Source organism: Ensifer sp. M14 (genome assembly GCF_003355565.1).
Classification (GTDB): Bacteria; Pseudomonadota; Alphaproteobacteria; order Rhizobiales; family Rhizobiaceae; genus Ensifer.
Genome location: NZ_QJNR01000004.1, coordinates 3,915,706 through 3,929,622, shown reverse-complemented (window position 1 = coordinate 3,929,622; position 13,917 = coordinate 3,915,706). Strand labels below are relative to the sequence as shown.

Here is a 13,917-nt window from a genome sequence, read left to right as displayed (position 1 = left end):
CGTGCGGCGCGATAGGCCTACCCTCATTTGGGGGGCCCCGGCCGCATGAAGCATGGCCGGCCCAGCCTTTTTTGGCATGTTCAACGTTTTCCCGAGGCTTGACCGACCGCCATTCCGGCGGCTGAGCGATGCTGCGCGTGAAAATCATCGAGAGCTCATGTCCGGCGAAGTGCGCCGGCCCCTGTTAGGAGCCCATCTTGTCCAACCGATCGAACCTCATGACGCGTATTCTTGTTGCCGCGTCCTGTGTCGTTGTCACCGCCTTTGCCGGCTTTTCCGTCTATATCGACAGCCTTCAATACGACACCACCACCAAGGCGGTCGAGGAAAACATCTCGTCTTCCGGTGTGCAGGCAGCCCAGAGCGTCGCCAAATGGCTGAATGGCCGCGTCACGCTGACGGCCATGGTGGCCGATGCCGCCGGTCGGACGGCAGATGACAACGGCGTCCAGCCGATCCTCAAGAATGACGTGCTGACCAACGAGTTCATCTCGACCTATGTCGGCAACGAGGCCGGAAAGTTCATCACCTGGCCCGATAATCCGATGCCGGCAGGCTACGACCCGCGCCAGCGCCCGTGGTACCAGCAGGCGGTCAAGGCCGACGCGCGCGTCCTCACCGAGCCCTATGTCGACGCCTCGACCGGCGACCTCATCATCAGCGCTGCCGTTCCGGTCAAGCGCGACGGCAAGCTTTACGGTGTCACGGGCAGCGACTTCTCGCTCGAAACGCTGGTCTCGATGGTCAAGGGCATCGACGTCGGTGGTGAAGGCTTCGCCTTCCTCGCCAGCAAGGACGGCCAGATCCTCGTCCACCCGGATTCCAAGCTCGTCACCAAGACGCTTTCTGATGCCTTCCCGATCGACACACCGACGATCAGCTCCGGCATCATGAACACCGAACTCGACGGCAAGCCGATGATCGTCAGCTTCGTGCCGGTGCAGGGGCTGCCCTCGGTCGAGTGGTACGTCGGCTTCGTCATCGATGCCGATGTCGCCTATTCCGCCATCGATCAGTTCCGCATTGCCGCCACCGTCGCAACCATTCTGGCTGTCGGCGTTATGCTCGTCTTCCTCGCAACCTTCCTCAACCGTCTGGTCATCCGCCCCGTCACCGACATGACCGGCGCGATGGAGAAGCTTGCGGCCGGCAATCTCAATGTTGAAATCCCTGGCGAAGATCGCCGCGACCAGATTGGCTCGATGGCCGCCGCGGTTGCCGTCTTCCGCGGCAATGCGGTCGAGCGTGCCCGTCTCGAAGACGAGGCGGATGCGAACCGTTCGCTGTCGGAGCGTGAGCGTCTGGACCGTCAGGCCCGCGACGCCCGGGACGCAGCCGAAGTGCAGCAGGCCGTCGATGGTCTGGCAACCGGTCTCGGCCGTTTGGCGGACGGCGATCTCGCCTACCGCATCGACAATCCGTTTGCCGATCGTCTCGATCGCCTGCGCGCCGATTTCAACAACTCGGTTGCCAAGCTGCACGACACGCTCTGCGCCGTCGGCGCCAATGCCCGTGGCATCGATGCCGGCGCGACGGAAATCCGCTCGGCGGCCGACGATCTGGCCCGCCGCACCGAGCAGCAGGCAGCCTCCGTCGAAGAGACGGCAGCAGCACTTGAAGAGATCACCACCACGGTCAAGGATTCAGCCCGCCGCGCCGAGGAAGTCGGCGCGCTGGTCGCCCGCACCCGTGCCGGTGCCGAGAAATCCGGCGAAGTCGTTGCCAACGCCGTCGTGGCGATGCATGCGATCGAGAAGTCCTCGGGCGAAATCTCCAACATCATCGGCGTCATCGACGACATCGCCTTCCAGACCAACCTTCTGGCGCTGAATGCCGGCGTCGAGGCGGCGCGGGCAGGGGAAGCCGGCAAGGGCTTTGCCGTCGTCGCTCAGGAAGTGCGCGAGCTTGCCCAGCGTTCGGCCAATGCCGCCAAGGAGATCAAGGCGCTGATCACCACCTCGGGCAACCAGGTGCGCAACGGCGTGACGCTGGTCGGCGATACCGGCAAGGCCTTGGAGACGATTGTTGCTGAGGTCCAGGAGATCAACAAGCATGTAAGCGCGATAGTCACTGCGACACGCGAACAGTCGACGGGTCTTCAGGAGATCAACACGGCGGTCAACACCATGGACCAGGGCACGCAGCAGAACGCGGCGATGGTGGAAGAGCAGACGGCGGCAAGCCATGGTCTTGCCTCGGAAGCCGCCTCGCTCAATGCGCTTCTCGCCCAGTTCAATCTCGGCAATACTCAGGCCGCCTATGCTCCGGCCGCAGTACCGCGCCGCCGCGCTGCATAAATAAAACACCTTAGATGCGAAATGAGACCCGGGGCACAACCCCGGGTCTTTGCGTTTCGACGCCGCCTCGCGAAAATCCAGCGCGGGAACCGTAATTCGTTGTTCGAACTCTCCTTTTTTACGCTTTGATAAAGTGTCGAGGCCTACCGTCCGATTGCTGCGAAATGACTTCGCACCGCACATCCGCCGATCGGGTCCATCTCCCGAAAAGGTCGCCTCAGGACCGCCGCGCTGTGTTCCAGACACCTGCCTCACGCTGCGCGTGTTTTGGCCTTTCCATCACGCGTTCGAAGTTTTGCTCGTGATCCGCTTTTCAAGCGATCGCGCGAAGGGAGACGAACGGTGATTCTTAAGACTGCGACCGCACGCAACATGTTTGCCATCGTAATGACTGGCCTTTTGACCTGTATGGTCACGGCTGCCATCGTGTTCTGGCTATCCTACCAGCAGCTGAAAGAGCGCAGCATCGCGGAGATGACCAACGCCGCCTATGCAAGCGCTGCCAATGTCGAGGCGAGGTTCGCAGAGACGAAGACGCTCGCCAACAACATGCGCTCCGCTCTCTATGCCATGAAGGACAGTGGCACCACATCTCGCGAAGGCACGGTCGCGTTGCTGAAAACGCTGATCGGTGACAATCCTCTGGCCGTCGGCCTCAGCACCGCTTGGGAGCCAAACGCCTTCGACGGCAAGGACGCGGATTATGTCGGCAAGCCGGGCCATGACGCCAGCGGTCGCTTTATCCCCTACATCGCGCGCTCCGGCGACCAGATCGTTCACGAGGCGCTGATCGACTACGACAAGCCGGGCGCGGGCGACTACTATCAGGTTCCCAAGAAGACCGGCCGTGACATGATCACCGAGCCCTACTTCTACAAGATCAACGGCCAGGACGTGCTGATGACGTCGATCATGGTGCCGCTGAAGCTCGACAACGCCTTTGTCGGCGTCGATGGCGTCGACATGGCTCTTGGCCAGCTTTCCAAGGAGCTTGGCAAGCTGGCGCCGTTCGGTACCGGTTTCGTTTCGCTGGTCAGCCAGGGTGGCAGCATCATCAGCCATCCCGACGAGAAATTCCTCGGTAAATCGCTGAAGGACAACGGGCTCGATGCCGGCGGCTGGGGGCAGCTTCTGGGCAAGACCGAGCACGCGCTCGAACTCACGCATACGGATGGCTCTGTGCATATCGCCGTTGCCGTACCGGTCAAGCTTCTGCCGGATACGACCTGGTATGTCGTTGTCTCCGTACCGCAGGCGACCGTGTTTGCCGGTCTCTCGCAGCTTGCAATGATCTCCGTCGCGGTCATCGCGGTTGCGGCGCTGATCATGATCCTGGTCGGCTGGACGCTCGCCACCCGCTTCCGCAAGCGCGTTGCAGCGGTCATCGGCGTCACCGGTGAAATCGCAGCCGGCAAGACCGATGTCGATCTGTCGGAAGCTGAACGCAAGGACGAGATCGGTGATCTCGCCCGCTCGCTTCGGGTCTTGCGCGATGCGACCATCGCCAAGCTCAAGCTCGAAGACGAGGCGGATGCGAACCGTTCGCTGTCGGAGCGTGAGCGTCTGGACCGTCAGGCCCGCGACGCCCGGGACGCAGCCGAAGTGCAGCAGGCCGTCGATGGTCTGGCAACCGGTCTCGGCCGTTTGGCGGACGGCGATCTCGCCTACCGCATCGACAATCCGTTTGCCGATCGTCTCGATCGCCTGCGCGCCGATTTCAACAACTCGGTTGCCAAGCTGCACGACACGCTCTGCGCCGTCGGCGCCAATGCCCGTGGCATCGATGCCGGCGCGACGGAAATCCGCTCGGCGGCCGACGATCTGGCCCGCCGCACCGAGCAGCAGGCAGCCTCCGTCGAAGAGACGGCAGCAGCACTTGAAGAGATCACCACCACGGTCAAGGATTCAGCCCGCCGCGCCGAGGAAGTCGGCGCGCTGGTCGCCCGCACCCGTGCCGGTGCCGAGAAATCCGGCGAAGTCGTTGCCAACGCCGTCGTGGCGATGCATGCGATCGAGAAGTCCTCGGGCGAAATCTCCAACATCATCGGCGTCATCGACGACATCGCCTTCCAGACCAACCTTCTGGCGCTGAATGCCGGCGTCGAGGCGGCGCGGGCAGGGGAAGCCGGCAAGGGCTTTGCCGTCGTCGCTCAGGAAGTGCGCGAGCTTGCCCAGCGTTCGGCCAATGCCGCCAAGGAGATCAAGGCGCTGATCACCACCTCGGGCAACCAGGTGCGCAACGGCGTGACGCTGGTCGGCGATACCGGCAAGGCCTTGGAGACGATTGTTGCTGAGGTCCAGGAGATCAACAAGCATGTAAGCGCGATAGTCACTGCGACACGCGAACAGTCGACGGGTCTTCAGGAGATCAACACGGCGGTCAACACCATGGACCAGGGCACGCAGCAGAACGCGGCGATGGTGGAAGAGCAGACGGCGGCAAGCCATGGTCTTGCCTCGGAAGCCGCCTCGCTCAATGCGCTTCTCGCCCAATTCAATCTTGGCAATACTCAGGCCGCCTATACGTCGGCACCGACGTCCCGTCGGCGGGCGGCTTAAGTCTGACACGACGATCTGAATGACGAGAAAAGGCCCGGATGACCGGGCCTTTTTCTATTTTTCCAGCGTGACGACGGCCTCGACATGGGCAGACCAGAGGAACTGGTCGATCGGCGTGACCGAGGTGATGCGGTATCCGGCGGCAACGAGGATCGCGAGATCGCGCGCAAGGGTGATCGGATTGCAGGAGACGGCGACGACCTTCTTGACGCCGGAGCGGGCGATCTCCTGACACTGCACGTCAGCACCGGCACGGGGCGGATCGAAGACGATGGCGTCGAAAACCTTCAGTTCCTGCGCCATCAGCGGCCGGCGGAAGAGATCGCGCTTCTCGATCGTCACCGGCTTCAGCCCTTGCGTATTGCGGGCGGCAAAGTCGAGTGCCTTCAGCGCCTTGTCTTCACCTTCGACCGCATGCACCCGCGCCTTGCGGGCCATCCGCAGGGCGAATGTGCCGCTGCCGGCAAACAGGTCGGCAACGCGTTTTGCCTTGCCGATATGATCGAGCACCAGCGCTGCCATCGCCTCTTCTGCCGCAAGTGTCGCCTGGGTGAAGCCGCCAGGAGGCGGCGAGACGGCGACACCACCGAATTCGATGATTGGCTTGGTCGGCTCGACGATGATCTCGCCGTTGAGGCTGACGCGGGCAATGCCGCGTTCGCCGAGAACCGTCTCGACGGTGCGCCGGCGTTCGCGGTCGCCAAATCCCTTGATACCATCGACCGAGAGGTCGAGGCCTGACAGCGTTTCGAGAACAGTGATGCGGAACGGTTCGGCGTTGACGGCCATGGCCGAGCCGATCTTGCCGATGGTTGCGAGCCGCGAGACGATGCCCGGGCTCGCGACGGGACATTCCGATATAGCAACGATGTGGTGCGTCTCTGCCTGGTTGAAGCCGAGCAGCAGGTCCTTCTCGGTCTTGCGGGCGGTGAAGACCACGCGGCGGCGCTCGCCGGGATGGGCAGTAATCAGCGGCGCGACATCAGGCTTCAACCCCTTCGACTTCAAGGCGTTGATCACCAGCTCGCGCTTGAAGGTCTGGTAGAGAGCTTCGCCGGCATGCTGCAGCGTGCAGCCGCCGCAAGTCCCGTTCTGACCATCCGGGCCGAAGTGGCGACAGTGCGGTTCGACCCTATCAGGCGATGCTTCGCGCAGCGATATCAGCGTGCCCTGGGACTTGTTGATCGCAAAGGCTGCGCTTTCTCCCGGCAGGGTGAAGGGTGCATAGACCGGACCGTCCTCGGTCTCGGCAATGCCGTCGCCCTGCGCGCCAAGGCGAGCGATCGTCAGGGTCTGCGTGCTCATGGCTTTTTCCCGGCCAGCAGGAATTCGACGTTGCCGTCGCCGCCTGATATCGGCGAGGGGATGAGGCCAAGGCTCTGCCAGCCCATGTCTTCGACCAGCCAGCGCTCGAGCTCGGCGGCAACCGCCGGCGCGCTGTCTGGATCCTTCAGCAGGCCCGCCTTGCTGATGGCATCGCGGCCGGCCTCGAACTGCGGCTTGACCAGCAGAATGCAGTGCGCGCCCGAAAGTGCCATCTCAAGTGCCGGCGGCAGCGCAAGCTTCAATGAAATGAAGGAAACGTCGGAAACGATGAAGGTGACATCGCGGTTGTCGATATCGTCCTCAGTCATCGCCCGGGCGTTGAGGCCTTCGATGCTGGTGACGCGCGGGTCGCTCTCGATGCGCGGATGGATCTGGCCATGGCCGACATCGATCGCAACCACATGCTCGGCACCGCGCTTCAACAGCACTTCGGTGAAACCGCCGGTCGACGCGCCGATATCGACGCAGCTCTCGCCCGTGGGATCGAGCCCGAAATGGTCGAGCGCGGCGGCAAGCTTCAGCGCTGCGCGCGAAACATAGTCCTGCGCCGGGTCGTCGATGGTGATGGTCACGCTTTCGGCAAAGGCCAGGGATGGCTTGGTGACCGTACGGCCGTCGACCTTGACGGTGCCGCGCTGGATCGCGTCGCGGGCGCGAGCGCGACTGGCGACCAGTCCCGTGTTGAGCAGCAACTGGTCCAGGCGGACCCTGTTCTTGTGTTCTTCATTCTGACGATCTTCTGACATGTGTTTCTCATGGAGGGTTGCCGGCCTTATGGCAAGCCCCCCTCGCTGTAGAGCAGGCTGCGCGGCGCGAAGACATGGTGACAAAAAACGAATGCCATAGCCTAATATTCACGTCTCCTTAAATGATGGGTGGCACTTTCGGCTGATGTCGCAGCCTGCATGATGCAGGATCTCCGTTCCGACCCGGACATCCCGACACATCTGATCATCCCTCGACCTGACGCTTCCCGGCGCAAGGAGTTTCCGCATGCCCCGTTTCCATCTCAGACTCACGCACCGTATCGGCTTGCTGGTGCCGATTGCAATCGTCGGCATCCTCGCCATCGTCGGTATCTTTGTCGTGGAGCGGAACCTCGCGGAGGGTTACCGTCAGCAGGTGCAGGCGCACAGAAACGCCGACCGGACGCTTCTGGTGCTCGAAAGCGAGTTCCTGCAGAACCGTCGTGCAGAGAAGGACTTCCTGCTGCGGCGGCAGGAGAAATATGCCGCCGCGCATCAGGAAATTGCCGCCAAGGCGAAGGAGACGATCGCCGCTCTCGGTACTATGCTCGGCAGCCAGTCGACGCTGTCGCAACTCCAACTGATCTCAGAGGGGTATGAGCGCTACCTCGGCGAGTTCGCTGCCGTTGCCGACGCTAATCGCACGCTCGGCCTCGAGCCAACAGCGGGCAAGGAGGGTGCGATGCGTGCCGCCGTCCATTCGATTGAGGAGGCGTTGAAGGCCGTTACTGACAAGGGATTAAAGGCGAGCATGCTGACGATGCGCCGCCACGAGAAGGACTTCATCATGCGGCGCGATCACAAATACGTCGAGAAGCATGCCGAAGAGGTGAAGGCCTTCGCGAGCTTGCCGGCCGAGACGTTCGGCGGCAAAGAAAACCAGGGCAAGATCTTACCGGCCCTGCAGAATTACAGCGTCGCCTTTGCAGACTACGCCGCGCTGGCTGAAAACGAGACTGCGTTGCGCACGCGCATGTCCGAGACATTCTCCACCGTTGAGCCGATCTTCGAGCAGATGGCGACAGCGATCGAAGAAGAGAAGGCCGAGGCCGAGACCGAGAGCGCAGCGATGCAGCAGTTCGCCGAGAAAATCGCGCTCGGCGCGGTCCTGGCGGCCATCGCCATAATCGCGGCAACTGTCTTCCTCGTCGGACGGACGATTTCCGCGCCGATCGTCGCCACCACCCGTTCGATGACGCGCCTTGCCGATGGCGATACAACGTCCGCCATTCCCTATGCCGGCCGCAAGGACGAAATCGGCGAGATGGCCGGCGCCGTCGAAATCTTCCGGCAGGCGGCGATCGCCAACCAGAGGCTGGAGGCGGAAGCCGCGCAAAACCGCGCGCATGCCGATGCCGAGCGCGTGCGCCTGCAGGAGGAGGCCGAAGCTGCCGCCCAGGCACGCCTTCGCCAGGCGACATCGGGTCTTGCCGGAGGCCTTCAGCGGCTGGCGGCTGGCGATCTCGCCTTCCAATTGTCCGAGCCATTTGCGCCGGACTTCGAACAACTGCGTCATGACCTGAATTCGGCTGTTTCCCGGCTTGGCGATGCGCTGGCGGCGGTGGCCGATTCCAGCGGTTCGATCGATGGCGGCTCGCGGGAAATCAGCGAAAGTGCGGACGACCTGTCGCGGCGCACGGAGCAGCAGGCTGCCTCGCTGGAAGAGACGGCGGCGGCCCTCGACGAGATCACCGCCAATGTTACAAGCTCGACCCGGCGTGCCGAAGAAGCGCGCGTCGTGGCCGGCGAGGCAAATTCAAGCGCTGCCAAATCAGGTGTCGTGGTCGCAAGCGCCGTGGAGGCGATGCGCCGGATCGAAAGTTCCTCCGGCCAGATCTCCAACATCATCGGCGTCATCGATGAGATCGCCTTCCAGACCAATCTCCTGGCGCTCAACGCCGGCGTCGAGGCGGCGCGGGCGGGCGATGCCGGCAAGGGCTTTGCCGTCGTAGCCCAGGAAGTGCGTGAACTTGCCCAGCGCTCGGCCAAGGCCGCCAAGGAGATCAAGGAGCTTATCCGCAATTCCAGCGTCGAGGTCGAAGGTGGGGTCAAGCTGGTGCGTGATACCGGTGAGGCGCTGAAGGCGATCGGTGGCCACGTCGCCACGATCAACCAGCACATGGACGCGATCGCCATTTCGGCACGCGAACAGTCGGTGGGCCTCGGCGAAGTCAACACCGCCGTCAACCAGATGGACCAGGTGACGCAGAAGAATGCGGCGATGGTCGAAGAGGCCAACGCCGCCAGCGCTCAGCTTGCCAGCGAAGCCGGACGCCTGCGCGAGCTTATTGCCCGCTTCACCCTGCCGGGTCGAACGAACGGCGCGACGGCGGCAAGCGACCTGCGCGCCATGGCGCGCACGATGGCGGCGCCAACGGCACCGGTGCGCGCGGCGAGTGCCACTCGCCCGATATCACACGGCAATGCGGCGGTGGCCCAAGACGACTGGCAGGAATTCTGATCGCCGCCGAGGCACGACAAGAAAGCAAAAGCCCCCGGCTATGAACTGCCCCCCGAAGTTGGAGGTCCAACTTTCGGGGGGCAGTTCATAGCCGGGGGCTTTTGCATTTAGGACGGTAAGTCGATCGCGCAGGCTTAGCCAGCCGCGCCAAGTCCGATGTCCTGCTTCTGGCCGAGCGCCTTGAATACGGTCGAAACGATGCCGGCGCGGTCGAGGCCGGCGGCGGCGTACATTGCTTCGGGCTTGGCCTGTTCCATCCAGATATCGGGCATCACCATCGGGCGAACCTTCAGGCCGCCGTCGAGCAGGCCGTCTTCGGCGAGGAACTGCAGCACGTGGCTGGCGAAGCCGCCGACAGCGCCTTCCTCGATGGTAACAAGCACTTCATGATGACGGGCAAGCTGACGGATGAGGTCATGGTCGAGCGGCTTGGCAAAGCGCGCGTCTGCGACGGTCGTCGAAAGGCCTGCCGCATCGAGATCCTCGGCGGCCGTCAAACAGTCGGCAAGCCGCGTGCCGAAGGACAGCAGCGCCACCTTGGAGCCTTGCTTGACGACACGGCCCTTGCCGATTTCGAGAATCTGGCCGCGCTCGGGCATCTCTACGCCCACGCCTTCGCCGCGCGGATAGCGGAACGAAATCGGACCGGCATCATAGGCTGCGGCCGTGCGCACCATGTGCTTGAGTTCCGCCTCGTCGGCTGCCGCCATGACGACGAAGCCGGGCAAGGTGGCGAGATAGGTGGTGTCGAAGGAGCCCGCATGGGTCGGCCCATCGGCGCCGACGAAGCCGGCACGGTCGATCGGGAAGCGCACCGGCAAGCCCTGGATCGCCACGTCGTGGACCACCTGGTCGTAGCCGCGCTGCAGGAAGGTGGAGTAAAGCGCTGCAAACGGCTTGTAGCCTTCGGAGGCAAGGCCGGCCGCAAAGGTCACGGCATGCTGTTCGGCAATGCCGACGTCGAAGCAGCGCTTGGGGTGCGCGAGCGCAAACTTGTCGAGACCGGTGCCCGACGGCATGGCGGCCGTGACCGCAACGATCTTGTCGTCGAAGCCGGCTTCCTGCGTCAGAGCTTCGGCGAAGACTGAGGTATAGGCAGGCGCGTTCGGCTTTGCCTTGGCCTGTGCACCGGTGATGACGTCGAACTTGTTGACGCCGTGATACTTGTCGGCTGCGGCCTCGGCCGGCGGATAGCCCTTGCCCTTCTGCGTCACCACATGGATCAGCACCGGGCCCTTGGCGTTGTCGCGCACGTTGCGCAACACGGGCAGCAGATGCTCGAACGAATGACCATCGATCGGGCCGATATGGTAGAAGCCCATCTCCTCGAACAGCGTGCCGCCGGTGACGTAGCCGCGCGCGTGTTCGACGGCGCGGGTGATCGCCCGGTCGACGGTCTTGCCGAGATAGGCCGTCAGCTTCTTGCCGACTTCGCGAATGCCCATGTAGGTGCGGCCGGAGGCGAGGCGCGCCAGATAGGCGCTCATCGCGCCGGTCGGCGGGGCGATCGACATGTCGTTGTCGTTGAGGATGACGATCAGGCGGGCGTCGAGTGCGCCGGCATTGTTGAGCGCCTCATAGGCCATGCCGGCCGAAAGCGCGCCGTCGCCGATGATGGCGATGACATTGCGGTTCTTGCCGTCGAGGTCGGCGGCAACGGCCATGCCGAGGCCGGCGGAAATCGACGTCGAGGAGTGCGCCGCACCGAAGGGGTCGTATTCGCTTTCGGCGCGACGGGTAAAGCCGGAGAGACCGCCTTCCTGGCGCAGGGTGCGGATGCGGTCGCGACGGCCGGTCAGGATCTTGTGCGGGTAGCACTGATGGCCGACGTCGAAGATCAAGCGGTCATGCGGCGTGTTGAAGATCTTGTGGATGGCGATCGTCAATTCGACGACACCCAGGCCGGCACCGAGGTGGCCGCCGGTGCGCGAGACCGCATCGATCATCTCTGCACGAACTTCGCCGGCAAGCTGCGGCAGATCCTTGTCGTCGATCTTCTTCAGATCGTCGGGAAAGGTCACCTTGTCGAGCAAGGGTGTTGCCGGCATCGGGGTGGTTGGCAGTTGTGTCACGCTGCATGCCTCATGCGCACCGCACGGATCGGGTGCGCGATAGTTGGTTGTACCGTTAAAGCGGCTCTTTAGACGCAATTGTTGCTGAATGCAAAATTAGGCTTTCCTGCGTCGTCATCCAAGACACTACCGCATGATTCCCTGAATCGAAATCGATTTAAGGAAACATGCGGCAACTGGAAGCGGCAAGCGGTCACGGTTATCCCGTGCCCTTAGCCGGCCGGCAGAGGCACGAATTCCTCCTCGTCGCCGGGTACGATATCGAAGCGGCCGGTGCGCCACTCCTCCTTGGCCTTTTCGATGCGCTCCTTCGACGACGACACGAAATTCCACCAGATGTGGCGGGCCGAGCCGAGTGCGGCGCCACCGAACAGCATGATATGACAGCCGAGCGGACCGGCAGTGACGGTGATTTCGTCGCCCGGACGGAAGACCAGCAACTGATTGTCGGCGAAGTGGTCGCCGGCAATGATCGCTTCGCCTGAGAGGATATAGAGCGCGCGCTCTTCCCAGTTGGCGGCAAACGGCGCGCTCTTGCCGGGCGCGATGTTGAGGTCGACATAGATCGTGTCGGTGAAGACGGAGACCGGCGATTTCTGTCCTTCGAAGCTGCCGATCACCACCCGGGCATCGATGCCGTCGTCCTTGAGTTGCGGCAGCAGGTGTCGTTCGGTGTGGTCGAAGATCGGGTCGATCTCTTCCTTGTGGTCGGGTAGCGCCAGCCAGGTCTGCAGGCCCGAAATCGAGCGTTCATGTCCGCGCTGGTTTTCCGGTGAGCGCTCGGAGTGAACGATGCCGCGGCCGGCGGTCATCAGGTTCACGTCGCCGGGGCGGATGACCATTTCGGTGCCGAGGCTGTCGCGATGCTTGATCTCGCCGTCGAACAGGTAGGTCACGGTCGAAAGGCCAATATGCGGATGCGGCCTGACGTCGATCGCTTCTCCGGCGCGCAGGAGCGCCGGGCCCATGCGATCGAAGAAGATGAAGGGCCCAACGAGGCGGCGCCTGGCGGTCGGTAGTGCTCGGCGCACTTCCAGGCCACCGATGTCGCTGGTGCGCGGAATGATCAGGTGTTCGATCGCGTCGCAGGCGGGTTTGTCGCCGGCGAGCGGGTCGGGGCCAGGAAAGAAGGACATGGTGCACGCTCCCGTTGTTCGTAGGGTCCGACCCTAGCCCCGAACCACGGCAGCGGGTAGGGGCGAGGGGAAGACGCAGCGTTTCCGGACGTTGCCCAATCCGGGCGCGGTTACTCCGCGTCGAGCGGTTCCACGCCCTGCGGCTTGCCGGCACGGTCGAGCCTGATCTTTTCGATCCGGTCCTCGGCCGCCTTCAACAGCGCCTCGCAGTGCTTTTTCAGCGCTTCGCCCCGCTCATAGATTTCGATCGACTTGTCGAGCGCGACGTCGCCGCGCTCCAGCGCCGAGACGATACGCTCCAGTTCTTCCACGGCTTGCTCGAAGGAGAGGGCCGAAACGTCGGGTTGCGTGTTGGTGGTCATGGTTACCCTCTCATCAATCTCAAAATGTGCATGCCGGCCGACTCGGCGAGCCCCTGCAGGTCATAGCCGCCTTCGAGCAGGCTGACCATGCGGTTGCCGGCGCTCCGGTCGGCGATTTCGTGCAGGCGGCCGGTCGCCCAGTCGAAATCCTCGCCGACGAGGTTGATCTGCGCCAGCGGATCGCGGTGGTGGGCGTCGAAACCGGCTGAGATCAGGATGAAATCCGGCCGGAAGTTCGTTAGCGCCGACAAGACGCGCGACCGGAATGCCTCGCGAAAATGCTCGCTGCCGACATTGGGCGAGAGCGGCGCGTTGACGATGTTGCCCTTGACGCCGGTCTCGTCCTTGGCACCGGTACCGGGATAGAGCGGCATCTGGTGGGTGGAGCAGAAAAGCACCGACGGGTCATCCCAGAAGATGTCCTGCGTGCCGTTGCCGTGGTGCACGTCCCAATCAACGATGGCGACGCGTTCGGCGCCATGGGCCACCTGCGCGTGCCGGGCGGCAATCGCAACGGTGTTGAAGAAACAGAAGCCCATGGCCTTGTTCTTTTCGGCGTGGTGGCCAGGTGGACGGGCGGCGACAAAGGCATTGTCGGCCTTGCCGGTGAAGACTGCATCCACCGCCTCGACGGCACCGCCGATGCCGGTCAAGGCGGCTTCGAGGCTCAAGGGGCTGGCGTAGGTGTCGGCTTCGAGATCGTTGATGCCTTCGTCGGGGATCGCGCGCTTGACGGCGCGCAAGTGTTCTTCCGGATGCACCAGCAGCACCAGATCTTCGCTCGCCTTCGCTGCTTTTATGCGCTTGAGGTCGGCGAAATTTGGGTGTTCGAGCGCAAGGTTCAGCGCTTTCAGCCGGTCCGGCCGTTCGGGATGACCTTCCGGAACCTCGTGTTCCAGGAAGACCGGATTTTCATAGAGCAGCGTGGTCATGCGCCGAAACTAGTGCTGCAACCGGC

Annotated in this window: 9 protein-coding genes; 3 read left to right on the top strand and 6 right to left on the bottom strand. The window is 63.3% G+C overall.

Translation table 11 applies throughout. The annotated features are described in order from the left end of the window. The first annotated feature begins 218 nt into the window (after positions 1-218). Complete coding sequence (gene mcpU, locus BLJAPNOD_RS19140; RefSeq protein ID WP_244611025.1) at positions 219-2,297, top strand: methyl-accepting chemotaxis protein McpU; 2,079 nt, start codon at positions 219-221, stop codon at positions 2,295-2,297. A gap of 342 nt (positions 2,298-2,639) precedes the next feature. Next, positions 2,640-4,856 (top strand): methyl-accepting chemotaxis protein, encoded by a 2,217-nt coding sequence (locus tag BLJAPNOD_RS19135; protein ID WP_244610971.1) that lies wholly within the window; start codon positions 2,640-2,642, stop codon positions 4,854-4,856. 54 nt (positions 4,857-4,910) lie between these two features. Here BLJAPNOD_RS19135 and BLJAPNOD_RS19130 read toward each other — a convergent pair whose 3' ends face one another. Together BLJAPNOD_RS19130 and BLJAPNOD_RS19125 are read right to left on the bottom strand one after the other, a co-directional pair. Next, positions 4,911-6,161, bottom strand: coding sequence for a class I SAM-dependent RNA methyltransferase (locus BLJAPNOD_RS19130; protein ID WP_115420815.1), 1,251 nt, complete (start codon positions 6,159-6,161; stop codon positions 4,911-4,913). Then, the gene (locus BLJAPNOD_RS19125) at positions 6,158-6,928 is read right to left on the bottom strand and encodes a TlyA family RNA methyltransferase (protein ID WP_077498082.1); all 771 of its coding nucleotides are present in this window, start codon (positions 6,926-6,928) and stop codon (positions 6,158-6,160) included. The genes BLJAPNOD_RS19130 and BLJAPNOD_RS19125 overlap by 4 nt, the downstream gene beginning before the upstream one ends. Before the next feature lie 247 nt (positions 6,929-7,175). On the opposite strand from BLJAPNOD_RS19125, the gene BLJAPNOD_RS19120 reads away from it, so the two are divergent. Beyond that, positions 7,176-9,389 carry a HAMP domain-containing methyl-accepting chemotaxis protein gene (locus BLJAPNOD_RS19120; protein ID WP_244610970.1) on the top strand — a complete coding sequence of 738 codons (2,214 nt, stop codon included), beginning with the start codon at positions 7,176-7,178 and terminating at the stop codon, positions 9,387-9,389. Between the two features lie 134 nt (positions 9,390-9,523). On the opposite strand, the gene dxs is transcribed toward BLJAPNOD_RS19120, so the two are convergent. From dxs to BLJAPNOD_RS19100, 4 genes are all read right to left on the bottom strand, one after another. Then, complete coding sequence (gene dxs, locus BLJAPNOD_RS19115; RefSeq protein WP_199566006.1) at positions 9,524-11,437, bottom strand: 1-deoxy-D-xylulose-5-phosphate synthase; 1,914 nt, start codon at positions 11,435-11,437, stop codon at positions 9,524-9,526. A 236-nt stretch (positions 11,438-11,673) separates the two neighbouring features. Further along, on the bottom strand, positions 11,674-12,597 hold the full coding sequence (locus BLJAPNOD_RS19110) for a pirin family protein (RefSeq protein WP_115420813.1): 924 nt from the start codon (positions 12,595-12,597) through the stop codon (positions 11,674-11,676). A gap of 110 nt (positions 12,598-12,707) precedes the next feature. Next, on the bottom strand, positions 12,708-12,959 hold the full coding sequence (locus tag BLJAPNOD_RS19105; RefSeq protein ID WP_077498079.1) for an exodeoxyribonuclease VII small subunit: 252 nt from the start codon (positions 12,957-12,959) through the stop codon (positions 12,708-12,710). Positions 12,960-12,961: 2 nt separating this feature from the next. Beyond that, on the bottom strand, positions 12,962-13,891 hold the full coding sequence (locus tag BLJAPNOD_RS19100; protein ID WP_115420812.1) for a histone deacetylase family protein: 930 nt from the start codon (positions 13,889-13,891) through the stop codon (positions 12,962-12,964). Positions 13,892-13,917: the final 26 nt, after the last annotated feature.